The sequence below is a fragment of the Streptomyces sp. NPDC101490 genome, assembly GCF_044767145.1.
GTDB lineage: Bacteria > Actinomycetota > Actinomycetes > Streptomycetales > Streptomycetaceae > Streptomyces.
In genome coordinates this window covers 35655-59902 of record NZ_JBIWNI010000010.1, presented here as the reverse complement: position 1 = coordinate 59902, position 24248 = coordinate 35655, and the positions used below count along the sequence as shown (strand labels likewise).

Annotated in this window: 18 protein-coding genes; 9 read left to right on the top strand and 9 right to left on the bottom strand. The window is 73.7% G+C overall.

Going from position 1 to position 24248, the window contains the following annotated elements; translation table 11 throughout:
• Positions 1-101 precede the first annotated feature (101 nt).
• Positions 102-746, top strand: coding sequence for a winged helix-turn-helix transcriptional regulator (locus ACIRQY_RS20050; RefSeq protein ID WP_403927442.1), 645 nt, complete (start codon positions 102-104; stop codon positions 744-746).
• A 166-nt stretch (positions 747-912) separates the two neighbouring features.
• Here ACIRQY_RS20050 and ACIRQY_RS20045 read toward each other — a convergent pair whose 3' ends face one another.
• Positions 913-2109 (bottom strand): HEAT repeat domain-containing protein, encoded by a 1197-nt coding sequence (locus ACIRQY_RS20045; RefSeq protein ID WP_403927439.1) that lies wholly within the window; start codon positions 2107-2109, stop codon positions 913-915.
• A gap of 146 nt (positions 2110-2255) precedes the next feature.
• Between ACIRQY_RS20045 and ACIRQY_RS20040 the strand changes: the two genes are divergently transcribed.
• Positions 2256-3596 (top strand): ABC1 kinase family protein, encoded by a 1341-nt coding sequence (locus ACIRQY_RS20040; protein WP_403927436.1) that lies wholly within the window; start codon positions 2256-2258, stop codon positions 3594-3596.
• A 61-nt stretch (positions 3597-3657) separates the two neighbouring features.
• On the opposite strand, the gene ACIRQY_RS20035 is transcribed toward ACIRQY_RS20040, so the two are convergent.
• Both ACIRQY_RS20035 and ACIRQY_RS20030 read right to left on the bottom strand, forming a co-directional pair.
• On the bottom strand, positions 3658-4377 hold the full coding sequence (locus ACIRQY_RS20035; RefSeq protein WP_403927433.1) for a maleylpyruvate isomerase family mycothiol-dependent enzyme: 720 nt from the start codon (positions 4375-4377) through the stop codon (positions 3658-3660).
• Positions 4378-4687: 310 nt separating this feature from the next.
• Positions 4688-5878, bottom strand: a complete 1191-nt coding sequence (locus tag ACIRQY_RS20030) for a putative peptide maturation dehydrogenase (protein WP_403927431.1) — start codon at positions 5876-5878, stop codon at positions 4688-4690.
• A gap of 103 nt (positions 5879-5981) precedes the next feature.
• Here ACIRQY_RS20030 and ACIRQY_RS20025 point away from each other — a divergent pair, with 103 nt between their 5' ends.
• Both ACIRQY_RS20025 and ACIRQY_RS20020 read left to right on the top strand, forming a co-directional pair.
• Entirely contained in the window at positions 5982-6314 is a 333-nt protein-coding gene (locus ACIRQY_RS20025) for an NHLP-related RiPP peptide (RefSeq protein WP_351790345.1), read from the top strand.
• A 32-nt stretch (positions 6315-6346) separates the two neighbouring features.
• The gene (locus tag ACIRQY_RS20020) at positions 6347-6676 is read left to right on the top strand and encodes an NHLP-related RiPP peptide (protein ID WP_403927428.1); all 330 of its coding nucleotides are present in this window, start codon (positions 6347-6349) and stop codon (positions 6674-6676) included.
• Positions 6677-6852: 176 nt separating this feature from the next.
• Here ACIRQY_RS20020 and ACIRQY_RS20015 read toward each other — a convergent pair whose 3' ends face one another.
• The 3 genes from ACIRQY_RS20015 to ACIRQY_RS20005 form a co-directional block, all read right to left on the bottom strand.
• Positions 6853-7845 carry a TSUP family transporter gene (locus ACIRQY_RS20015; protein ID WP_403927426.1) on the bottom strand — a complete coding sequence of 331 codons (993 nt, stop codon included), beginning with the start codon at positions 7843-7845 and terminating at the stop codon, positions 6853-6855.
• 258 nt (positions 7846-8103) lie between these two features.
• A complete protein-coding gene (locus ACIRQY_RS20010; protein WP_403927423.1) occupies positions 8104-9294 on the bottom strand; it encodes an acyl-CoA dehydrogenase family protein in 1191 nt (396 codons plus the stop codon).
• A 296-nt stretch (positions 9295-9590) separates the two neighbouring features.
• Positions 9591-9791, bottom strand: a complete 201-nt coding sequence (locus ACIRQY_RS20005) for a hypothetical protein (RefSeq protein WP_351790335.1) — start codon at positions 9789-9791, stop codon at positions 9591-9593.
• Positions 9792-10076: 285 nt separating this feature from the next.
• Between ACIRQY_RS20005 and ACIRQY_RS20000 the strand changes: the two genes are divergently transcribed.
• Positions 10077-11027, top strand: coding sequence for a siderophore-interacting protein (locus ACIRQY_RS20000; protein WP_403927420.1), 951 nt, complete (start codon positions 10077-10079; stop codon positions 11025-11027).
• Positions 11028-11201: 174 nt separating this feature from the next.
• On the opposite strand, the gene ACIRQY_RS19995 is transcribed toward ACIRQY_RS20000, so the two are convergent.
• Positions 11202-14681, bottom strand: coding sequence for an ATP-binding protein (locus tag ACIRQY_RS19995; RefSeq protein ID WP_403927417.1), 3480 nt, complete (start codon positions 14679-14681; stop codon positions 11202-11204).
• A 238-nt stretch (positions 14682-14919) separates the two neighbouring features.
• Between ACIRQY_RS19995 and ACIRQY_RS19990 the strand changes: the two genes are divergently transcribed.
• From ACIRQY_RS19990 to ACIRQY_RS19980, 3 genes are all read left to right on the top strand, one after another.
• Entirely contained in the window at positions 14920-15381 is a 462-nt protein-coding gene (locus tag ACIRQY_RS19990) for a hypothetical protein (protein ID WP_351790327.1), read from the top strand.
• Positions 15382-15509: 128 nt separating this feature from the next.
• On the top strand, positions 15510-17618 hold the full coding sequence (locus ACIRQY_RS19985; protein ID WP_403927413.1) for a SpoIIE family protein phosphatase: 2109 nt from the start codon (positions 15510-15512) through the stop codon (positions 17616-17618).
• A gap of 168 nt (positions 17619-17786) precedes the next feature.
• Positions 17787-18815, top strand: coding sequence for a PHP domain-containing protein (locus tag ACIRQY_RS19980; RefSeq protein WP_403927411.1), 1029 nt, complete (start codon positions 17787-17789; stop codon positions 18813-18815).
• A 150-nt stretch (positions 18816-18965) separates the two neighbouring features.
• Here the strand turns inward: ACIRQY_RS19980 and ACIRQY_RS19975 are convergent, their stop codons facing one another.
• Both ACIRQY_RS19975 and ACIRQY_RS19970 read right to left on the bottom strand, forming a co-directional pair.
• A complete protein-coding gene (locus ACIRQY_RS19975) occupies positions 18966-20363 on the bottom strand; it encodes an NADP-dependent succinic semialdehyde dehydrogenase (RefSeq protein ID WP_403927407.1) in 1398 nt (465 codons plus the stop codon).
• 295 nt (positions 20364-20658) lie between these two features.
• Positions 20659-21321 (bottom strand): TetR/AcrR family transcriptional regulator, encoded by a 663-nt coding sequence (locus tag ACIRQY_RS19970; RefSeq protein WP_403927404.1) that lies wholly within the window; start codon positions 21319-21321, stop codon positions 20659-20661.
• A 101-nt stretch (positions 21322-21422) separates the two neighbouring features.
• On the opposite strand from ACIRQY_RS19970, the gene ACIRQY_RS19965 reads away from it, so the two are divergent.
• The gene (locus ACIRQY_RS19965; protein ID WP_403927402.1) at positions 21423-24245 is read left to right on the top strand and encodes an FHA domain-containing protein; all 2823 of its coding nucleotides are present in this window, start codon (positions 21423-21425) and stop codon (positions 24243-24245) included.
• The last annotated feature ends 3 nt before the right edge of the window (positions 24246-24248 follow it).

Below are 24248 nucleotides of genomic sequence, written 5' to 3'. Positions count from 1 at the left end.
CGAAGGTCGGGCCGGGTCGGCCCCACAGCCTCGCCGCCCTCCCGATCTCCGCATAGCAGTGCGAATGTTACTATCGAGAACGAGAGCGAAGGAGGCCGAAAATGAAGCGTGAGTACGGGCAGTTCTGCGGCCTCGCGGTGGGCCTGGACGTCATCGGCGAGCGGTGGACGCTCCTCATCGTGCGCGAACTGCTGATCGGCCCCGCGCGCTTCAAGAGCCTGCTGGAGAACCTTCCCGGGATCGGCCCCAACCTGCTCACCGACCGGCTGCGGATGCTCGGCGAACACGGCCTGGTGGAGCAGACGTCCGTGGCCGACGACGGGCGCGCCCGGCTCTACCGTCTCACCGAGGCCGGGCAGGAGCTCCGGGAGTCCGTCCTCGCGCTCGCCCGCTGGGGTCTGAAGTTCCTCGACGAGTCGGACACCGCCGGGGCGACCCGCGCCGAGTGGGGCTTCCTCGCCGTGCAGGCGCTGGTCATCGACGAGGCCGTCCCCGAGGTGGACGAGACCTACGAGTTCGAGGTCGGTGACCAGACCTTCCAGATCCTGGTGCGCGGCGGCAAGGTGTCCTTCGAGCGCGGCTCGGTGGCCGAACCCGCGCTGACCATCTCCTGCGACGCGGGCACGTTCGTCCGGGTGGGCGCGCGGCTCCTGTCGCCGTTCCAGGCCATCGCCACCGGAGACGTCCGGGTCAAGGGCGATCCGGGGGCCGTGCTCCGCTGCTCCCTGATGCTCGGCCTGAGCTGAGACGACGGCGTCCGGCCCCGGTTCAGGCGACGGCGTTGGACCTCGGCCGGGGTGATGGCGTCCGGTCTCGGCCGAAGCGATGGCGTCCGGCCTGCTCCAGGGCGGCGACGACGAACGGTGCACCCCCACGGATTGTGGAGGTGCACCGTCGCCTCAGGGGGTCAGGTCACTCGGCGGCCAGTTCGGCGCCGTCCCCGACCACGTCGATCCTGCCGTCGGGACGACCGTGGCACTTGATCGAGTTGAGCGTGTAACGGCCCGCGCCGCTGTAGTCACCGGACTTGCCGCGGAACGTTCCGTACAGCTTCGCGTTGGTCATCGGGCCCGCGATCGGGTCCGTCGGGTTCGACAGCTGCACGTCGCCGGCGCCGACGATGCCACGGTCGAAGGTGCGGTCCAGGTTGACGGCGGCCCAGCCGTAGTACCGGCCGCGCACGCTCTGGACGAACGGCATGTCGGCCTCGCGCAGGCGCTGCGCGCGCGGACCGTCGCCGTGGATGGCCACCTCGCCCTTGTGCGCGAGCGAGGTGAGCGCGATACGGCCGAGCGACACGGGCACCTCGACCATCTCGCCCTTGCCGACGAAGCCGCTCGGGTAGAACGGCCGCAGCGTCTCGGAGAGGTAGTTGTGCTCCAGGTTGCGCCCGTCGTACTCGACGCTCAGCCCGCGGAACGGGAAGATCTCGTAGTGGTTCGAGCCGTCCGCGTTGAGGCCCTTCAGCTCCTTCTCGACGGTGAGGTCGGTCCGGATCGTCGAGACGTTGGTGCTCGCCAGCACGCGGCCGAGGATCGAGTCGAACCACAGCGGCGAGAGCACCGCGCGCACCGCGCCGACGCCCGGCGTCACGATGACGACCCGGCCGCCGATGATGAGCGGCACCGTCTGGTCGAAGTACCCGGTCTCCTCGACCTCCGCCTCGTCGTAGAGACGCCGCGGCTTCGCGCCCGTGATGTCACCCGTGAGCACCCGGGCCCAGTCGGCGACCTCGCGGTCCTCGTCCGTCGCGTACTTCTCGAACACGTTCAGGGCCCGGGGGCCGGCCGACCGCAGGGCCAGCCACAGCGCGCCCGAGCGGACCGAGCGGTCCGTCTCGGTGCCGATCACCTGGTCGATGAAGGCCAGGCTCTCCTCCGGGCTGCGGTCCGCGAGCTCCCACAGCGCGCGCTCGCGCTCCAGGGGACTCTCGTGCCCCTCGGAGACCTCGCGCAGCTCGCTGTCGCTCCGGGTGTCGTACGGCAGGAACTTCTCGGTGATCGGCCGGGCGAAGTCCAGGTACTCCGCCGGGTCGTTGTACCGGCTCGGGGGCGGCGGCGTGAGGGCCACCAGGCCTTCCTGCAGCCTGGATTCGATCGATTGCGTCATGTTTCCTCCGCAGTTAGGTTGTGCACCCCATGCGAGGTAGTTATATAAAAACTAAGCAAGATGGACCCTGTCAAGCAGACTGCCGCCGTGAAACCCTGACTGGAGACAGAGAATCTAGATCGTCTACTTAAGGAACGTGTGGTCATATGGAACGAGCCCGTCCCGCCGATCTCCCCGTGACCACCACGGCCGCCCTGCTGCGCCTCGGCCGGATCCTGTCGACCGTCTCCACGGGCACCGCCCGCCACCTGGCCCGGCGCAACTGGCAGCGATTGAGGGGCCGTTCGGCCACCGCCGAGGAGTGGCCCGAGGAGCTCTCCCGGATCATCGAGCGGCTGGGCCCGGCGTTCATCAAGTTCGCGCAGATCGCGAGCACCCGCGAGGACGTCCTGCCGCCACGCGCCTGCGCCGCGCTCGGACGCCTCCACGACAGCGTCGAACCCATGCGGCCCCGGGACGTCCACCGGGCCCTGGTGGAGCACTTCGGCCCCGACTGGGCGGAGTCACTGCCGGACCTGCGCACCGAACCCCTCGGCTCGGGCAGCATCGCCTGCGTGTACCCGGCCCGTCTGCGTGACGGCCGGCAGGTGGCCGTCAAGCTCCGCCGCCCCCGCCTCACCGACACCGTCCGCCGTGACGTCGCCATCCTGCGGGCGGTCTTCGCGCTCGCGGGCCGCCTGCCGGGCCTGCGCGGAGCCCCCCTGGCCGAGATGGCGCAGGCCGTCGGCGCGAGCGTGCTCCGTCAGCTCGACCTCGACACCGAAGCACGGAATCTGGCGCTCCTGCGCGAGGACCTCTCCACCCTCGAATTCATCACCGTGCCCGCCCCCGTACCGGCACTGTGCGGAGAGTCCTGTGTCGTCATGGACTTCGTTCCCGAGGTACGCGCCCATGTCGAGGTCACCCGGCTGAGCCCCGAGCGCCGCCGGGCGCTCGCCGACCAGACGCTCCGGGCCGTCTTCGAGATGCTCTTCTGCACCGGCCTGGTCCACTGCGACCTGCACCCGGGGAACCTGCGCCTCACCCCGACCGGTTCCGTCGTCGTACTCGACGCGGGATTCGTCTACCGCGTCCCCGACGTCGTGCGGGAGAACCTGGCCCTGTTCTTCCTCAACCTCGGCTTCCGCAACGGCCCCCGCTGCGCCGAAGCGGTCCTGGCCAGTGCGGAACAGGTCGACCGGCACAGCGACACCGCCGCCTTCACCGAGGACATGACCCGTCTCGTCGACCGCTTCGGCGGCACCACCGCCCGGGACTTCGACCTGATCGCGTTCTCCACCGAGCTGTTCGCCAGCCAGCGGCGCCACCGCATCTACGCCTCGTCGGAGTTCGTGTTCCCGCTCCTCGCCCTGCTCATGGTGGAACAGACGGTGCGCCGCCTCGACCCCGACGTGGACTTCCAGGCCATCGCCCGCCCCATCGTCTTCCGTGCGGCCTCGGGCCGACCCGCCGGCGAACGCCGCCGTCGGCTGGAGACGGCGCTCTGAGCGGAAGCCGACGGGTACGGCGGCCCGCTCCGACGGTCGGCGTCACGGGCGGCCACGACTGTCACGGGAGTACGGGCCCGGTGGCCGCCGCCCCCTCGACGGGGTGCGGCGGCGGGGCGAACGGGCCCCAGGTGAAGGCGGGCAGCCAGCTCGCAGGAGCGGCGCTCCAGGACAGCTCGCCGAGCTGCCGGACCGTACGCCGTCCGGTCAGCGCACGGAAGATCTCCGGGCTCTCTCCGCTCAGGGTGACGGCCGGTTCGCCCTGCCCGGCCGTCCACACCCGGTCGGGCGTCTCGACGCGCAACGCCGACAGGCCGTGCCCGTCCAGCGACAGGGTGAAGCCCATGACGGCGAGATCCAGCGCGTCGGGGAGGGCGGGGTGGCGGTCGGGCAGGGGCATGCCGAGGGCGGCGCGGATGTCCAGCTCGTGCGAGAGCGCGTCCAGCGGGAGGACGCGGCGGCGCAGCCAGTCCATCCCCGGCAGCACCCGCGGCAGCTCCTTATCCAACTCGGCCCAGGTGGTCAGGAGTTCGGCGAGAGGGATGCCGGGCGGCGGGGCCGGGGGCTCGCTGATCTCACCCGGGTCCTCGTCGACGGCCATCCGGCAGACCTCGACGAGGTGTCCGACCAGATCGCGCACGCTCCAGCCGGGACACGCCGGGACGAGGAGGTCCGTGACCGAGGGGTCCGAGGTGACGAGCCGGGTGATGTTCTCCCGACAGGCCCGGTAGGTGAGGTGGTGGACGGCTTCCGGTAACAGTTCATCGGTCTTGTCGGTCATCCGGCTGACTCCTCCAGGGGGCGACGTTCGCTGATCGGCCGTCCCGGCCCGAGGCCGCCGTGGACGGAGTGGTACCAGGGGTGGTGCGGCAGCCGGTTCGTCCGACGGCCGGCCGGTTCGGCATCCGGTCGTCCGACGGCCCCGGCATCCGGTGCGGCTCCGCGCCGCACACGGCCCTGACCGCCACGGTGGCGCTGATCCCCGCAGGGGTCGGACAGCGGCAGACGCGGCGGCGGGGGCCGCGGCCCAGCATGTCAGGGGCCGGTGCGGTCGGACACCCCCGGGGAGCAACCCGTCGGCGTTCCCGTACTCAGCCCTCCTCCGTCTCGTCCGCCGTCCGCAGCCAGACCTCCTCGGCCGGATCGAATTCGCTGGTGGTCATCCTGTGCGCGCGCCAGCCGAAGCCGCAGATGGCCAACGGCCCTTCGGTCAGTGGGTCCAGGCCGAATCCGTTCTCGATGTCGATCTCGTTGATCGCGGAGGTCACGAACGCGCCCAGACCGAGTTCGGTCGCGCTCAGGTACAGGGTCTGGGACAGGTGCCCGCTGTCGAGCACCAGGGCGCGGTATGCCTTGGCGTGATGGCGGTACTTCCAGAAGCTGCGCGCGAACCGCGGCGCCAGGACCGCCAGCACGGGCGCGTCGGAGAACCAGTGCTGACCGGCCAGGGCTCGGCGCGCGAACCGCTCCAGCGGTTCGTCCGGGGCGGGCAGGGGCTCCAGGGCGTGATCGACCGCGTGGTAGTGGTACAGCCCGGGCGCGAGCCCGTCGACGTTCTGCACGATCAGATACGCCTCGGTCGGATGCAGACCGCCCCCGGAGGGCGTGTGCTTCTTCAGGAACACGGTGTCGTCGTCGATGCGCACCCGCGACTGTGCGGCGAACACGCGCTGCAGCATGTGGGCGCACAGGGCCAGCGGCAACGCCCGCTCGCCGTCGAAGTTCCGGCAGGTCGCGCGCCGCGCCAGCATCGCGTCGAACTCGTTGCCGTCGACGCGGGGCAGCGGCACCCGGTCCGCCGCGTCCCCGCGACCGGGTGCGTGCGTGGGCGGCGGGCCGAGCTTGCGCCGCAGATCGGCGGCGGTGGTCATCTCGTTGGCTTCCATGCTGCTGACGCTGTCCAGGCCCTCCCACCGCGCGAGCCGGTGCATCATCGCCGCGGGCGGCCACCAGTGACCGGCGCGCAGCACCTCGTCGCGTTCGCGATGGGCGGAGTGGCGTTCGTCATCGGCGATCACCAGCCCGCTGCCGATCAACTCGTCGACCAGAGCCGACTCTTCGGCGTCCAGCGTGTCGGTCTCGTGCCATGCGCCGGGGCTCAGCCGGCCGAGCAGCTCCCGCTGCGGCGCGTCGACCTCGACCTCCGCGTCGAGATGCGCGGCCAGGGCCAGCCAGCGCCGGGTGCGGCTCAGCCCGGCACCTCCGGTCACCAGCGAGTCCAGGTCGAAGTCCACGTCTTCACGGGGCTCCAGGAACAGCACGGCACAGCGGCGGATACGCATCGGGATCCGTTCGGCGGATGGCGGATCCGGAGTGCGGGATCCGATGTCGAAGGCGCCACGGCAAGGCTCCCGTGCCACACGATGGTCGGCTATGGTTTTTATCATGCGGACTCAAGTACTGGGGAACGAGAAGCTGCGTCTTCCGGCCGATGTCGTCGATCGTCTGCTCGATCTGCTGAGCACCGACGACCGCTTCCGTCGGCTGTTCGCGGAGAACCGCCACGCGGCCCTGGCCGAGGCCGGTTGCGCCCTGTCCGAAGAACAGCTGCGCGCGGCTTCGTCGTTCAGATGCCTGACCGTGGAGCGGCTGGCCGACAAGGACGTCATCGCCGGTGCTCGCGAGGAACTGCGCGCGCACCTCCTGGCCGACGCGGCGTACAGCAATCCGCACGCCCTGGAGGCCGGGGCGACACACGCGGTACTGCGCCTCAACTGACCTCATGTGACGACTCGTCAGGGGGAGACACCATGCCACCGACCGTGTCCGACACCAAGCTGCGGATCCCGCCCGAGGTCGCCGACCGGCTGCTCCAGCTGCTCGCGACCGACGACGCGTTCCGCGAACTGTTCAAGGGCGATCGCCACGCGGCGCTGGTCCGGGCCGGTCTCGACGCCGATCCGTCACGCCTCAGGGAGACCTCGGCACTGGCCTGTCTCGTCGTGGACAAGCTGGCGAGCAAGAGCGACATCGCCGCCGCGCGCGAGGCACTCACGGCGCACCTGGCGTCACACAACAACCACAACAACCCGCACGCCTTCGAAGCCGGGGCGATGCACGCGGTCCTGCGCACCGGCTGAGCGCGATCCGCGCCCCGGCCGACAAGCCGTGTCCGGAGCGGTCACGAGCCGTCCAGCGCCGTCCCGGACCGTACGGGTCGCACGAGGCGTTCGGCCCCTGCCCGGCTGAAGGCCGGATCGACCGCCGTGGGCACCCGGTCGATCCGACCGGGTGCCCACGGGCGTCCTCTCCGGGCTCACACCCCCGCCGGAGTCAGCTCCTGTTCGGACTCCGGCGACGGGGCCGCGTACCGCTCGGACCGGACCAGGGCCACGCACCCGGCGGTGAACAACACCAGCAGGACGACGCTGGCCACGACCATGAACGGGGTGAACGGGACCAGCAGTACGGTGCTGATCAGTTCGGCCGCGATCAGGACGAAGAGAACGGCCCTGATGGTGAGCGGCGACAGCCGGGTGCAGATCCACGCCCCGAGCGGAGCGCCCACCGCCACCACCGGAGCCGCCGCCGTCCAGTACCCGACGACCGGTCCGGTGAAGTCGCGGAGCACCAGGACATGGGTGAGGAAGGCGGCGACGGACACCACCGTCATCATGATCACGGTGGTCGGGGTGGCGACCTTCTCGGAGACCCGGAAGAGCAGCACCAGCAGCAGGAACATCACGCAGTTCTCGCCCACGCCCGCCACACCGCTGAGCAGCCCGCCCGAGAAACCCGCTCCCAGGACCACGCCCCTCTCGCGGGGGTTCCAGGCCGGGATCCTCGCGTTGCGCCGGTAGCCGCGCTGCTTCAGCTGCACCGCGAGGGCCAGGGCCAGCGCCACGAGGAGCATGGTGAACAGCGCCCGTACGACCGGGAGCGGCACGTTCGGGGCGATCAGCGTGGCGCTCAGCACGACTCCCACCACCCCGGAGACCGAGCCGTACAGGATGACCTTCTTCTCGACGGGGATCCGGCACAGCAGGATCGACAGCGACGCGGCCGACATGCCGATCGACTGGATGGCGAAGGTGAAGATCCTGGCCTGGTCCGGCGGGACGACCAGGACCTTGGTCATCACCGGGAAGGCGATCGCGCCCCCGCCCTCGCTGGTCCCGCCGCCCACCAGGGAGCCGAAGACCATCGTCACCGCCACGCGCCAGTTCTCCGCGAGGACGTCGAAGTATTCCGCACCCCACACCAGGGCCCAGACCAGCCAGACCACCCCGGCCAGAGCCGCGTTGACCATCAGAACCCGGCGTACCCTCACGTGGCCAGTCACAACGATCTCCCCCTCGGTCGATCCTCGTTCATCAGGCGTCGCCGCATCGTAGAGCGCGGAGAACCCGTCCCGACCCTGGAGTCCCACGAGTCAGCACCCTGGAAGAACGCCCCGGCCCGACCGGGTGGCGACCGGGCGCGCCGGGCGAGCCGCGCCCCCGGCGGGATCCCGTCCGGTGCCGGTCGTCCCGCGTCCGTTCCGACCGCGAAGACCCGTCCGGTCGCTTCAGCGGCGGACCCTCGGCATTCCGAGGCCGATCCAGGAGATGATCTCGCGCTGGATCTCGTTGTTGCCGCCGCCGAAGGTGAAGATGACCGCGGAGCGGTAGCCGCGTTCCAGCTCGCCGTGGAGGACCGTGCCCGCCGAGCCCTCCTTGAGGGCGCCCGCCGCCGCCACGACCTCCATCAGGGCCGCGTACGCGTCGCGGCGCGCCTCGGAGCCGTAGACCTTGACCGCCGAGGCATCCTGGGGGGTGAGCGTGCCGTCCTGGACGGCGCTCACCATCTGCCAGTTGAGGAGTTTCATCGCGTCGAGGCGGGCATGGGTGCGGGCCAGGGTGCGGCGGACCCACGGAAGGTCGATGACCCGCCGTCCGTCGGTGAGGAGGGTCCCGGCGGCCCAGCGCTGGACGTCGTGGAGCGCGCGGATCGCCATCGTGCCGTGCGCGGCGAGGGTGACGCGTTCGTGGTTGAGCTGGTTGGTGATGAGCCGCCAGCCCTTGTTCTCCTCGCCGACCCGGTGCGAGGCGGAGACCTTCACGTCGTCGTAATAGCTCGCGGTGGTGTCGTGGGAGGCGAGGGTATTGATGATCGTGCAGGAGTAGCCGGGGTCGCCGGTCGGCACGAGCAGCATCGTGATGCCCTTGTGCGGCGGGGCGTCCGGGTCGGTGCGGACGGCGAGCCAGACCCAGTCGGCGGTGTCGCCGTTCGTGGTCCAGATCTTCTGGCCGTTCACGGTGTACGTGCCGGTCGTCGTGTCGCCCTCCCGGACCGCGCGGGTCTTCAGGGCGGCCAGGTCGGTTCCCGCGTCCGGTTCGCTGTATCCGATCGCGAAGTCGATCTCGCCCGAGAGGACGCGCGGCAGGAAGTACGCCTTCTGCTCGTCGGTGCCGAACCGCATGATCGTGGGGCCGACCGTGTTCAGCGCCATCAGCGGCAGTGGTACGCCCGCCTGGGCCGCCTCGTCGAAGAAGATGAACTGCTCCATCGGGGTCAGTCCGCGCCCGCCGTACTCGGTCGGCCAGCCCACCCCGAGCCAGCCGTCCGTGCCGAGCCGTCGCACGGTCTCGCGGTAGAAGCGCTTCTGCGCGGCCGGGTCCGCGTACCGGGTGTGGACGTCCTCCGGGACCAGCTCGGCGAAGTAGGCCCGCAGTTCGGCGCGCAGGCCGTTCTGGGCGGGGGTGTATTCGAGGTGCATGAGGGCCTCCCGGGGCGCGGTCCTGCGGCGTCCTCCGTGCGGTGCGACGCGCGACGGCGGCCACGGTAGAACGTGTTCCACAAATGCGGAAGCCTCGGGACGGTCCCGGACGGCCCGGAGGCCTCGGCGCGGTCGTGCCGCGCCGGGGCCTCCGGGAGAGGGCGGCACCGGGGACCGCCGGGCCGGTACCTCCCCGGCGGTCGGGGACCACGGGGGAGGTACCGGAGCCGCCGGGTGATGCCGGGTCCTCCGGGTGATGCCGGATTCCTCCAGGTGCTGGTGGGCCTCCCGCCACCTCAGGGCAGGAGCTCGTCCATGGAGGCGCGCCCCTTCTCCGCCATCCGTTGCTCCGCCCAGGCCAGGTTCTTCGGATTCACGTCCCGCCCGGAGGCGAGGACCAGGTCCTCCGCCGTGAATTCGCCCTCCGACCCGGCGTGCAGCAGCCGGTCGGGCGTCGGGTGCTCCCCCGGGGACGTCTTGTCGGGCTCAGCGTTCATGCCGCCTCCTACGAGTTCTTCCGGCACTCGCCATTCTGGTGTCCGGTCCCGCGCGGCGCATCCGGGACCGGTCCGGGCCCGGCCCGTACGGCCGTCCGTCCGGCGCGGGGGCGGAAACCGCGCCCGCGCCGGGCCGTCCCCCTGCCACCGCCGGGCCGTCCCCCCTGTCGGCGGCGTGTCGGTGCCGTGTCGACAGGGCCGGGGACAGTGGGGCACGTGGCCGAGGCGCGCCCCGGTCCGCCCGATTCGCCCTTCGTCCCGACGCGCACTTCCCGAGGAGCATCCGTGCCCGAATCCCTCCCCCTCCGGCGGCTCCACGTGACCGCCGTCCGGTCCCTCACCCCCCGTATGCGACGGATCACCCTCGGCGGCCCCGATCTCGCCGGGTTCGCGCTCGCGGGGCCCGACCAGCAGGTGAAGCTGTTCTTCCCCCGGCCCGGCCAGTCCGTGCCCGTCCTGCCCGAGGCCGGGCGGGACGGGGACGTCATGCGCTGGTACGCGGCCTACGCGGCGCTCCCCGAACACCGGCGCCCCTGGATGCGGAGCTACACCCTCCGGGCCCACGATCCGGCCGCCGGGACGGTCGACGTCGACTTCTTCCTGCACGGGGAAGCCGCCGAGGAGGGAGCGGAAGCCGAGGGGAGGGCAGGAGCCGAGGAGAGGACAGGGGCCGCGAAGAAGGTGGGGGCCGAGGAGGAGGCAGGAGCGGAGGAGAAGGCAGGGGACGAGGGGCCCGCCACCCGCTGGGCGCGGGCCGCGCGGCCCGGGGACGTGCTGGGCATGTTCGGGCCCTCCGCGGCCTTCGCGGTGCCGGTCGACACCGCCGCGGGCGACTGGACCCTCCTCTACGCCGACGCCTGCGCCCTGCCCGCGCTCGCCACGGTCGTGGCCGCTCTTCCGCCCGGCCGCCGGGCCGTCGCCTACCTCCACCTCCCGGACCCGGCCGAGGAGCAGCCCCTGCCGACGGCCGCCGATCTGACCGTGCGCCCGCTGTCCGCCGCCGCATCGCCGGTGGACGCCCTGCGGGCCGACCCGTGGCCGGACGGCCGCCCGTACGCCTGGCTCGCGGGCGAGGCCTCGGCCGTACGGGCGATGCGTCGGCATCTGGTGGAGGAGCGGGGCGTCGAGCGGCGTTCGGTCCACTTCGCCGGATACTGGCGCCGCAGGCTCACCCAGGACGACGCGCCCACCCCCGAGGACCTGGCGGAGGCCCGGGAACGGCTTTCGGCCGGATGAGCGGGAGCCGGACGGGCCCGGGAGGGCGAGGGACCGTCCGGCCCGGGCAGCGGGCCGACCGGGCACGTCAGGGGGCAGGGGTTCCGCCCCGCCGGGCCCCGCCCGAGGCGGGGGCAGCCGCCGACGCTATCGCCCGGGCCGCAGCGGCGGATCAGGTCGAGGCGACCGTCCCTGTCAGGGCGCGCTGTCCTCCAGCCGGGAACCGCCTCCCGCGCCCCGGACGAGCCGGGCCGCGGCCCTGAGCGTGAGTGCCGCGCCCCGCTCCCGGCCGCGCTCGTACGCCTCCGGGGTCAGCGCGTCCCGGAGCCGTTCCTCGGCGCGGGCCCTGATCCGTGCCTCGGTGTCACGTGTGAAGGGCCGGAAGCCGCCGTCCCGCCCGGATCCGGCGTGGGCGTCGTACGCGCCGAGGAGCCGCGCCCCGGTCTCCGCGTCGCCGGGGCCGCCGCGCCCGGCCAGGGCCCACGCGGCTGTCGCGCACGGGGCGACGAGCAGATCGGGGGCGACCCGGTGGGCGAGGGTCTCCATGTCCCGGACCGCGCGGGCGAGCCGCCCCAGAGCACGGCCGTACGCCCCGTCCGTACAGTCCAGCCAGGCCCACGTCCCGCCGACGAGGCCCCAGAAGAGCGCCGGGGTCACCTCTCCGAACTCCTCTTCCAGACAGGTCAGTTGAGTTCTGGCGAGAGCGGTGCGGCCGGTGCTTCCGTAGTGCTGGGCGAGGAGCAGCCGGGCGGAGCCCGCCGCTTCGGCACCCCACTCCCCCGCCGCTTCGGCGGCCTCCGCGAGGAGGCGTTCGGCCGCCGGGTCGCCGTCCGGGCGGAGCCGGAGGCGTACGGCGGCGAGCCTGGCGGTGAAGACGGGGACCTGGGACCGCGCGCCGACACGGGCGGCGGCGTCCGCGGCGCGCGCGAAGTCGGCGGCGGCCTCGGCCGGCCGGCCGGCGCGCTCGTGGGCCTCGCCCCGGGCGGCGAGGGACTCCGCGACGCCCCAGGAGTCGCCCGCCGCCTCGAAGAGGGTGAGCGCCTCGGCCGCGTCGGGACCGTGGCCGCCGAGTCGGGCACGGGCCAGGAGGGCGAAGGCCAGGTCCCAGCCGGGGGCGTGCTCGCGGCAGTCCCGGACGACGGCCGCGAGGGTCTCGTCGAGACCGGTGAACTCGCCGGTCATGAGCCGGGCCGAGTACCACATGGTGCCGGGCTGGCGGCAGGTCTGCGGAAGCCCCGGGCGGTACGCGGTGACGAGCGCGGCGAGGCGGTCGCGGGCCCCGGGGCCATCGAGGGCGGTGGTGCCCCCGCCGCCCCGGGTCGCGAGGGCGTACAGGTGTCCGCCGCGCCGGGCCTCCCGCAGGCGCTCCCCCGACCAGGGCGGGGGCACGTCCACACAGCGCCCGTCGAACGGGCCGGCGGGCCGGACGGGCTCCGCGAAGGGGTCGGGGCCGAGCCGCCCCGCCTCGACCGCCCATGTCCTGGCGTCCGTACGGTGGTTGCGCAGTTGCCAGAACCAGCTGAGCGAGTGGACCAGGCAGAGCACCTCCTGCTCGTCGCCGAGGGCGACGGCGGTCCGCAGGGCGCCCCGCAGATTGCCGTGCTCGCGCTCCAGCAGCTCGATGGCGGCGAACTGTTCCGGGCCGCGCAGCGCGGGTTCGGCACGTCGGGCCAGTTCCCGGTAGTGGGTCAGGTGCCCGCGCTCCACCGCCGCGCGCTCGCCCGACTCGGCCAGCCGTTCGCGCGCGTACTCGGCGATCGTCTCCAGGAGGGAGTACCGCATCCCGCCGCCGTCACGGGCCGGTCCCGCGACCACCAGCGACTTGTCGACCAGCGCGGCGAGGACGTCCAGCACACCGGACCCCGCCGGGGCGCCGGGAGGCTCGGGCGGCTCATGACCGGTCGGCAGGTCAGGGTGGTCGAGCGGCCCGGGCGCCGCCGGTACGCCGGAGGCCTCGGGTGCCTCGTACACGGCCGGTGCGTCGTACACGGCCGGTGCGTCGGACGCCTCCGGAGGACCGCCCCCGCACACCGCTTCCGCTGCCGTCAGGTCCGCGCCGCCCGTGAACACCGCGAGGCGTCGCAGCACCGCGCGCTCGGGCGCGTCCAGGAGGTCCCACGACCAGTCCACCACCGCCCGCAGCGTCCGCTGCCTCGGCAGTGCCGTGCGCGCCCCCGAGGTCAGCAGGCGGAACCGGTCGTCCAGCCGTTCGGCGATCTGCCCCAGCGACAGCACCCGCAGCCGCGCCGCGGCCAGTTCGAGGGCGAGCGGCAGTCCGTCGAGCCGTCGGCACACCTCCTCGGCGGCGGCCCGGTCCTCCTCCACCGAGAAGCCCGGCCGCGCCGCCGCGCCCCGCTCCTCCAGCAGCCGCAGCGCCGCGTCCGGCGGCAGCGGCCCCAGCGGCCGTACCACCTCGCCCGGCACGCCCAACGGCTCCCGGCTCGTGGCGAGGACGGTCACCCCGGGGCAGTGCGCCAGCAGGGCGTGGACGAGGGGTGCGACGGCGCCCACCACGTGCTCGCAGTTGTCGAGGACGAGCAGTATCCGCCGCCCCGCACACCGCTCCACCAGATCGGCGTACGGTTCCCTCCGCCCGGTCCCGGGAACGGCCCGGCCGTGCCAGAGCACGGTCTCGTGCCCGCCGAGCGCGGCGAGGACGGCGGCGGCGACACCGGACTCCTCCCGTACGGAGGCGAGTTCGGCCAGGTGCGCCGGTCCCGCGTACGTCCCGGCCGCCGCCAGGGCGAGTCTGGTCTTGCCCACCCCGCCGGGACCGGTGAGGGTGACGAGCCGGGGGCCGTCCCACCCGGCGGCCAGCTCCGCGTGTTCGTCGTCGCGTCCGACGAACGAGGTCAGCGGGGCGGGCAGGGTCCGCCGGGGCGGGGCACCGGGGGCCGTCGGCGGGGAGGCGGCGGACCCGGGGGTCCCGGCGGCCAGGAGTTCCGCGTGCAGGGCGCGCAGTTCGGGCCCCGGGTCGGTGCCGAGGCGCTCCGCGAGGTCGGCGCGGACCCGTTCGTACGCCGCCAGGGCCTCCGCCGGATGTCCCGCGGCGCGCAGGGCTCTCATCCGCAGGGCCTGGAGGGGTTCGTCGAACGGCTGTCCGGCGGCGAGGGCGGCCAGGGACGCGAGGGCCCCGGCGGACCGGCCGAGGACGACCTCGGCGGCGAGCCGGTCGCGCCGCGCCTGGCGGTGCCGTTGCTCGACCCGTACGACCAGGGGGTCGGTGTCCCGGCCCGGGAGGTCGGCGAGGGCGGGCCCGCGCCACAGCCCGAGGGCCTCGTCGAGCAGGTCGGCGGCCCGCTCCGGGTGCCCGGCGGTGAGGGCCCCGGCCCCCTCGGAGGCCAGCCGTTCGAAGCGGTACAGGTCGATGTCGTCCGGTTCGGCCGCGAGCCGGTAGCCGCCGGGCGTGGAGAGGACGGCGTCCCGGCCGAGAGCCCGGCGCAGCCGTCCGACGAGGGCCTGGAGCGCCGCCGTGCGGTCCTGCCCGGAGGCGTCGGCGGGGTCGTCGTCGGCCCACACCTGGGCGCCGAGGGCACGGACGGCGACCGCCCGGCCGCCCGTCGCGGCCAGCGCGGCGAGCAGCGCCCGGAGCCTGGCCCCCTTCAGGGGCGTCTCCGTCCGGCCGTCGGCACGGAGGACCTGGCTGGGACCGAGGACACGGTAGGACGGCTGCACCGGGCCATTCTGCCTCGCGGGCGGCGCCGCAACGGCAGGGAGGACGAGCGGGGTCCGGCCGGGCCGACTCCTCTCCGGACGGTGTCCGTGGTCCGCGCGTCCTCCGGGCCGACCGGGCACGCCTCCGACGCCGGCAAAGGGGGCGCCGCCCACGGGTCACACCGGGCCGCACCTGGCCGCATCGAGCCGCATCGATAAGGGGAGGCGGCTCCTCTGTCCGGCGTGGCACCATGCGCCGATGGCCCTGCGACACCCCGACCGCGACTTCGCGATCACCGTCATGTACTCCGTGCCCGATGACGCCTGGTACCTGGAACTGGACCTCGTCTCCGGGCAGCGGAACCTGATGACCGCGATCGTCCCCGACGAAGATCCGGCGCGGGAGCCGACGGTGTGCTTCAACCAGCACGCGGAGCACACGGACGTCCCCTACGAGGTCGTACGCTGGTTCATGCGTCAGGTCGACGAGGAGATCCGCACCTCCCGTGCCTGGATGGGACTGAGACCCGATCTCGTCGCGATCGTCCACCGGCTCCGCCAGGAGCACCTGGGCATCATCGACGACGAGGAGTTTCCCCGGGTGCTCGCGGAGGTGCGCGCCACGGTCGCCGAGGCGGAACTGCCCGCCGTCCTGGAGGCCGCGTTCGGCCGGAATCCCGACGGCACCACCGCGGACCGCCCGGGGGCGCCGAGCCCGTAGACGGACGAGGGGGCGGGGCCCGAACGGATCCGGGGCGGACCACGACCGCTGACGTCCGCGCGGCGAACTCGCGCCACGCCGGGCCGTCGCCATGGCGTCTGCGGGGCCCGGGTTCGACAATGGGGGGGATGACCGAGGAAGACCGGCGCACGCGCAGGGGCGTGATCGAGCCCGCCGAATGGCTCGCCATGAACCGGACCGGCAGCTTCGACTGGGATCTCGACCGGCGCACCATCGACGTCGACGAGTCCGGGCTGCTGGTCTTCGGGGTGGACCCGTACGCCTTCGACGGGCGCCCGGTGTCGCTCCTCGCCCGGCTGACCCCCGCCGAACGCATCCGGCTCGAAGAGATCATCCGGGTGGCCGTGACCGGCGGGGAGGTCTCGTACACCGCGCACTTCCCCATCCCGCAGAGCGACGGCTCACCCCATTGGACGCACGTCCAGGCGCGCATCCTGCGCTCTCCGGACGGGCGGGCCCGGCGGATCGTCGGTGTCGTGCGGGACACGACCGCCGAGGTCACGCGGTTCGCGTTCGTGCGGGAGCTGGAGAAGCAGCGCGAGCTCCAGACCAGCATCGTCGAGCGGACGACGAACGCGCTGTCGCGGGCGGTGACGGTGGACGACGTGACAGCCGCCCTCACCGGCCCCGGCGGGCTGGCCCGGCTCGGCGCGGACGGTCTCGCGCTGGGGCTCGTCGAGAACGGCGCGCTGGACATCATCGCGCTCAGCGGCGGTTCCCTCGACGTCCTCGACGAACTGCGCTTCCGCCGCCTCGACCGGGGGATGCCGCTGGCGGAGGCGGTGCTGAGCGGACGGCCCCGGTTCGTGTCGTCGTTCCCCTCGCTCGGACTGGACTTCCCCGAGCTGGCCCCGTACCTGGAACGGCTGGAGTTCCGGTCCGCCTGCTACCTGCCGCTGGTGGCACAGGCCCGGTCCCTCGGCGGAATGGCCCTCTTCTACCGGAACCGCACGTCCTTCAACCCCGACGAGCGCAACCTCGCGCTCGGTCTCGCGGCGATCGTCGCCCAGTCCCTCCAGCGGGCCATCCTCTTCGACGAGGAGCGGGAGCTGGCGACGGGCCTCCAGGAGACCATGCTGCCGCGCCGCATCCCGGAGATCTCCGGGGGCGAGATCGCGGTGCGCTACCACGCGGCGTGGAGCGGGCGGCAGGTCGGCGGCGACTGGTACGACGTGATCGCGCTGCCGCGCGGCCGGATCGGGATCGTGGTCGGCGACGTCCAGGGCCACGACACCCACGCCGCCGCCATCATGGGGCAGCTGCGGATCGCCCTGCGCGCGTACGCGGGCGAGGGCCACGCCCCGTCCACGGTCCTGGCGCGCGCCTCGCGGTTCCTCGCCGACCTCGACACCAACCGCTTCGCCACCTGTACGTACGCGCAGGTGGACCTGGCCGGGGGCACCCTGCGCGCGGTACGGGCCGGGCACCTCGGGCCGCTGATCCGGCACACCGACGGCCGGGTCGGACAGCCCAAGCTGCGGGGCGGGCTTCCGCTGGGCCTCGCCACCGTGTTCGGCGACGAGGAGTTCCCCGAGACCCGGCTGGACCTGGTGCCCGGGGAGACGCTCGTCCTGTGCACGGACGGGCTCGTCGAGCAGCCCGGCGCGGACATCGACACCGGTATCGCCGCCCTGTCGGAGGCGGTGAGCAGCGGCCCTCCGCAGGCGGAGGCGCTCGCCGACCACCTGTCCGAGCAGCTGTGGGAGCGCTGGGGTTCGGGCGACGACGTGGCCCTCCTGGTGCTGCGGCGGAGCCCCGACCCGGGCACGCACCGGGCGCCCCGCATCCACCAGTACATCCACCAGGCCGATCCCCAGGGCCTGTCCGACGCGCGGGCGGCCGTGGGGCAGGCCCTGCGGGACTGGGGCATGCCGGAACTCTCCGACGACGCCGAGCTGTTGACCGGTGAACTCCTCGTCAACGTGCTGCTCCACACCGAGGGCGGCGCGGTGCTGACCCTGGAGGTGCTGCCCGAGCCGGTGCGGCGGGTGCGGCTCTCGGTGCAGGACCGGTCGAGCGCGTGGCCCCGTCGGCGTACGCCCGGCGAGGCGGCGACCTCGGGGCGTGGCCTGCTGCTGCTCGACGCCGTGGCCTCGCGGTGGGGAGTGGAACCGCGCGGCGAGGGCAAGGCGGTGTGGTGCGAGATCGGCCCGATCGAGGTGCCGGTACCCGTGCCGGGCAGTGTGCGCGCGGAAGGCGGGGAAGGCGGTGGCTGAGAGGCGTCCCCCTGGGGGACGGCGGTCCGGGGAGCGTCGTCGACGGCGGTTCGTGGCGCGGCCTCGCCGGTGGCGGCGGGGAGTCGTCCGCGCCGGTGGCGGCCGGGAAGCGGGCCCGGGACGGTGGCCGCGAGGCGTCCTCGCGGGCGGTGGCTGAGGAGGTGGACGGTGGATCCGGTGACGGCGCTGCGGCGCATCGCGTTCCTGCTGGAGCGCGCCCAGGCCCCGACGTACCGGGCGCGGGCCTTTCGGACCGCCGCCGCCGTGCTCGACGCGCTCCCGCCGGGCGAGGCGGAGCGGCGGGCGGCGGCGGGGACCCTGGAGGCGGTCAAGGGGCTCGGGCCGAAGACGGCGACGGTGGTCCGCGAGGCCCTCGACGGACACGTGCCGGAGTATCTGGCGCGCCTCGAAGCCGAGTTGGAGGAGTCCTTGGGGACCACCGCCGCTCCCCCTGGCGGGGGCGAGACCCTGCGGGCGGCGCTGCGCGGCGACTGCCATCTGCACTCGGACTGGTCGGACGGCGGGGCGTCGATCGAGGACATGGGGCGGGCGGCGGCGGATCTCGGGCACGAGTGGGCCGTGCTCACGGACCATTCGCCCCGGCTGACGGTGGCGCGCGGTCTGTCGCCGGAGCGGCTGCGGGAGCAGCTGGACGTGGTGGCGGGGCTGAACGAGGAGTGGGCGCCGTTCCGGCTGCTGACCGGGATCGAGGTGGACATCCTGGAGGACGGTTCGCTCGACCAGGAACCCGAACTGCTGGACCGGCTCGATCTGGTGGTCGGTTCGGTCCATTCGAAGCTGCGGATGGCGGCGGGGCCGATGACCCGCCGTCTGGAGCGGGCGGTGCGCGATCCGCGCCTCGACGTCCTCGGGCACTGCACGGGGCGTCTGGTGGCGGGGGGAAAGCTGCGGCCCGAGTCGGAGTTCGACGCCGGGCGGGTGTTCGCCGCGTGTGCCGAGTCGGGGACGGCCGTGGAGATCAACAGCCGTCCGGAGCGGCTGGATCCGCCGCGCCGGCTGCTGCGGCTCGCGGTGGCGGCGGGCGCGTACGTCGCCGTGGACACGGACGCGCACGCGCCGGGCCAGCTGGCGTGGCAGATCCTGGGCTGCGCGAGGGCCGAGGAGTGCGGGGTGCCGGAGGACCGGGTGGTCAACACCTGGACGGTGGAACGGTTGCTGGAGTGGACGCGGGGGTGAGGGCGGGTCCTCCCATTACGGGCGCGCTGTGCGGGAGAGCCCCGCCCTTCGCTGGGCGAGGGCCTGCCCGGTCGGCGGGTGCGGGCCCGCCCGGTCGCCCGGTCGCGGCCCGCCCGGTCGGCGGGCGCGCCGCCGGAGGCGGGAGGCCCGTCAGGCGCGCTGCCAGACCGTGGTCACGTTGCAGAACTCCCTGATGCCGTGGCCGGAGAGCTCACGGCCGTATCCGGAGCGTTTGATCCCGCCGAAGGGCAGCGCGGGGTGCGAGGCGGTCATGCCGTTGACGAAGACGCCTCCGGCCTCCAGGTCACGGACGAAGAGCGCGACGTCCTCAGGGGAACGGGTCCAGACGCTGGAACTCAGCCCGAACGGGGAGTCGTTGGCGACGGCGAGGGCCTCCTCGGCGTCACGCACCGGGTAGACCGTGGCGACCGGCCCGAAGGCCTCCTCCTGGTGGATGCGCATCTCCGGGGTGATCCCGGCGAGCACGGTGGGCCGGTAGTACCAGCCGTTGCGCAGCTCCGGCTCCTCGGGGCGGTGCCCGCCGCACAGGACGGTGGCGCCCCGCCGTACCGCGTCGTCGACGAGCGCTTCCAGGTCGCTCCGTCCCCGCTCGGTGGCGAGGGGTCCGACGTCGGTGGACTCGTCGAAGGGGTCGCCGACGGTGAGGGCGTTCATGGCGGCGGTGAAACGTTCGGAGAAGTCGTCGTACACGTCCTGGTGGACGATGAACCGCTTGGCGGCGATGCAGGACTGGCCGTTGTTCTGGACCCGCGCGGTGACGGCGGTCTTCACGGCGCCGACGACGTCGGCGGAGGGCATGACGACGAACGGGTCGCTGCCGCCGAGTTCCAGGACGGTCTTCTTCACCTCGTCGCCCGCGACGGCCGCGACCGCGCGTCCGGCGGCCTCGCTGCCGGTGAGCGTGGCGGCGGCGACCCGGGGGTCCCGCAGCACGGCCTCGACCTCGCGGGAGCCGATGAGCAGGGCCTGGAAGCAGCCTTCGGGATATCCGGCGCGGCGGAACAGGTCCCCGAGGTAGAGCGCGGTCCTCGGCACGTTGGAGGCGTGTTTGAGGAGGCCGGTGTTGCCCGCCATGAGCGCGGGCGCGGCGAAGCGGACGACCTGCCAGAGCGGGAAGTTCCACGGCATGACGGCGAGAATCGGGCCCAGGGGACGGTAGTGGACACGAGCCACGTCCGCGCCGGAGTCCTGGACGTCGCCCTCGTCGGGGTGCTCGTCGGCGAGGAGTTCCTCGGCGTGCCGCGCGTACCAGCGCATCGCCTTGGCGCACTTGGCGGCCTCGGCACGGGAGGCGGCGATCGGCTTGCCCATCTCCAGGGTCATGGTGCGGGCGATGTCCTCGTTGTCCTCGTCGAGGAGGGTGGCGGCGGCGCGGAGCAGCCGGGCGCGGTCGGCGAAGGAGGTGGTGCGGTACTGGCGGTACGCGGCGTGGGCGGCGGCGATCCGGCGCTCGACCTCCTCGGGCCCGTGGGCCTCGTAGGTGCGCAGCGTCTCGCCGGTCGCGGGGTTCACGGTGGCGATGCCCATGGCCTGCCTCCTCCTGCTCCTGCCGTGGTCCCCCGTCCGTAACCTTCCGCGAAGCGGGGGGCCGCGCAACAGGGGCGGGGCGGTGGGGTGACCGGAAGGGTCGCCCCCTCCGGAAGACGTCGGCCCGCCCTGGGGGACATCACTGGGCCCTGGCCCCGCCCTGGGGGGCATCCCCGGGCCCGGGGAAGGCGTCGGGCTCGGGCGGGGGCCGCTCGGCCGTGCGTCAGCCGGCTCGGCGCTCGGATGAGCCCGGAAGTGGGGGAACGGTAGGTTCCGGGGCGCGTCCCCTCCGGGATCAGAGCACCGCGTCGGGCCCCGGCCCCTTCGGCCGATCCGCCGGTCCCGCCCCCGGCACCTCCCTGGTCGACACCTCCAGGAGCGGGCCGAGGAACTGGAGTTCCAGGCTGCCGGGCGGCAGCGCCACCGGCTCCACATAGCTCTGCGCGAGCCCGCCCTCGCGCAGAGCGATGAGGAGCCGGGCGAACCTGTCCGGCTCCACCGTCAGCTCCCGCCCCGCCCTGCGCAGCACCAGCGTGAGCCCACGGGCGATCTCCGCCCGCAGCCGCTCGTCGTACCGGGCGAGCACCCACGCGGCCTGCGGGTCCCGGATGGCGTGCAGGGTGAACTCGGTCGTGACCAGGTACCAGTCCCGCTCGTCCGGCTCCACGCGCGCGGCGAGCTCCGCGATCCTGGTCAGCGTGTGCTCCCCGGGGGTCAGCCCGTCGATCGCCTCGGCGAGCCTCCGCACGGTCCGCTCGCCGTGCTCCTCGAAGAGCGCGAGGAAGAGCTCTTCCTTGCTCGCGAAGTTCGAGTAGTACGCGCCCCGCGTGTACCCGGCGCGCTCACAGATCTGCTCGATCGTCGTCGCGTGGAAGCCGTGCTCGGCGAAGGTCTCCAGGGCCGCCCTCAGCAGCGCCGCGCGGGTACGGGGCCGCCGCCCGGTGACACCTCTCGGCACGGTGGTCCTCCCTCGTCCTGGCCGCGTCCCCACGGCGGACGCCCACCCTACCGGCGGCCCCGTCCCGGGCGCGGACGAGCACCGGCGGATAAAATTCAGCCATGGGAGAGCGGCCCGTCGCACCCGCGACGCCCGATCTCGTCCTCGACATCGACGGGGACGAGACCCTGCTGCGTCCGGGCCACGACTACCGCGTCGGACGGGACCCCGCAGGTGAGATCGTCCTCGCCGACGCGCGCGCGTCCTGGCACCACGCGGTGCTCGCCGTCGTCGGCGGGCGCTGGACGCTGACGGACCAGGGCAGTACGAACGGCACCTTCGCGGACGGCTCCCGGGTGACCGGGCCTCGGGAGGTGGGCCCCGGGACGGTCGTGCGGTTCGCCCATCCGGCCGACGGCCCGCGCGGGCGGCTGTCGGCGCGGCCGGTTCCGGATCCCGGGCCGACGCCACCACCGGTACGGCCGGAGGCGGGGGCCGCCCTCGGGCCGGTCCGGCCCGAGGAGCCCGGAGACGCGGCGAAGCCCGTACCGGCTGCCCCGGCCCTGTCCGAACCCGCACCACGGGAGACTCCGGAGGCGTCCGGGGGTCGGGCGGAGCCCGTACACCCCGACGGGGCCCCGGCCCCGGCCGAAGCGCCGGAAGACCACGCGCGACCCGGCGGGCCGGAGGAGCCCGCGGGCGCGGTGGAACCCGTACCCGCGTCCGACACGCCACCGCCGGTGGACCGCGTGCCCGCGCCCTCGCCCCCACCGCCGGTGGAACCCGTACCCGTACCCCCAACGACCCCGCCGGTGGAACCCGTACCCGTACCCCCGACGCCACCGCCGGTGGAACCCGCGCCCCTGTCCCCACTCTCAGGTGAACCGAAGCCCGCCGCCCCGGCGCGGTCCGCCCCCGTGCCCTCCGCCGTCGCCCGGCCCGCCGCCACCGGGACCTTCCGGCGGCCCACCTCCGTCCGTCCGCTGCCCGCGCACGGCGTGCGGATCGGCCGGGCCACCGACAACGACGTCGTCGTCGCCGATCTCACCGTCTCCCGGCACCACGCCGAACTCCGCGCCCACCCGGACGGCACGTACGCGATCCACGACCTCGGCAGCCACAACGGCACCTTCCTCAACGGGCGTCCCGTCGTCGAGGCGAGGGTGACCCCGGAGGACATCGTCGGCATCGGCCACCGCGCGTTCTGCCTCGTCGGCGGACAGCTCGTCGAGTTCACCGACACCGGCGAGGTCTCCCTCGACGTGCGGTCGCTCGCCGTCACCGTCGACCACGGCCGGCGCACGCTCCTCGACGACGTGTCGTTCCCCGTGGGCGAGAAGTGCCTGCTCGCGGTCGTCGGCCCGTCCGGCGCCGGAAAGTCGACCCTCCTCGGCGCGCTCACCGGCCAGCGGCCCGCCGACCGGGGCACCGTCCTCTACGACGGCCGCGACCTGTACCGGGACTACGCCGAGCTGCGGCAGCGCATCGGGCTCGTCCCCCAGGACGACATCCTGCACCTCCAGCTCACCGTGCGCCGCGCCCTCGGATACGCCGCCGAACTGCGCTTCCCCCAGGACACCGCACCCGCCGAACGCCGGGCACGGGTGGACGAGGTGATCCATGAACTCGGGCTCGCGGACCGCGCCGACCAGCCGATCCACAGCCTCTCCGGCGGACAGCGCAAACGGGTGAGCGTCGCCCTCGAACTGCTCACCAAACCCTCGCTGCTCTTCCTCGACGAGCCGACCTCCGGCCTCGACCCCGGCATGGACCGCTCCGTGATGCACATGCTGCGCGGGCTCGCCGACGACGGCCGGACAGTCGTGGTCGTCACCCACAGCGTGCTCAGCCTCGACGTGTGCGACCGGCTGCTCGTGCTCGCGCCGGGCGGCCGGATCGCCTACTACGGGCCCCCGGAGGACGCCCTCGGCTTCTTCGGGTTCGCCCAGTGGCCCGAGGCCTTCGAAGCCTTCGAGAACGACCGGGACCGCGACTGGGCGGGCCAGTACGCCGCCTCCCGGTTCCACCACCGGTACGTCACCGAGGCGACGGCCCCCGGACCCCCGGACCTCCCCGAGCCCGGCTCCCCGCCCGGCCCGGCGGGGCGCGGACCCGGACCGCCCCCGAAGCCGCAGAGCTGGTCGTCGCAGCTGCGGACCCTGGTGCGGCGCTACGCGGCGGCGCTCTCCGCCGACCGCACCTTCCTCGTCATCATGATCGCGCTGCCGTTCGTGATGGGAGCGATGGCCCGCGCCCTCTCCGAGGGCCGCCTCAACCCCGAGTCGACCATGAACGTCCTGCTCCTCCTCTGTGTGGGCGGAGTCCTCACGGGCGCGGCGAACGCCGTGCGCGAACTGGTGAAGGAACGCACCATCTACCGGCGCGAGAGAGCCGTCGGCCTGTCCCGCTCCGCGTACCTCGCCTCCAAGGTGGTCGTCCTCGGCACCATCACCGTCGTGCAGGCGGTGGTCCTGACCCTGGTCGCCCTGATCGGCGTGCCCCTGAACGCCCCCGGCGGCAAGGGCGTGCTCATGCCGCCGCTGGTCGAGATCACCCTCGCCGTCGCCCTGCTCGCCTTCACCGCGATGATGCTCGGCCTGTTCGTGTCGGCGCTCGTCAGCAAGGAGGAGGTGACGATGCCGCTGCTCGTCCTCCTCGCCATCGTGCAGGTGGTGTTCTGCGGGGCCCTCCTGACCGTGCGGGGCACGCCCGTCCTGGAACAGCTGGCCTGGCTCGTGCCCTCCCGGTGGGCGTTCGCGGCGATGGGCGCGACCGTCGACATCGCGCGGCTCGCGCCCGGCGCGCGGACGGCCGACCCGCTGATGCGGCACACGGCGGAGGCCTGGCTGTTCGACATGGGCATGCTGGTCGTGCTCTGTCTCGCCCTCGGACTCGTGGTCGCCCGGCTGCTGCGCCGCCACGAGCCGGTCGTGATGCGGAGGTAGGGC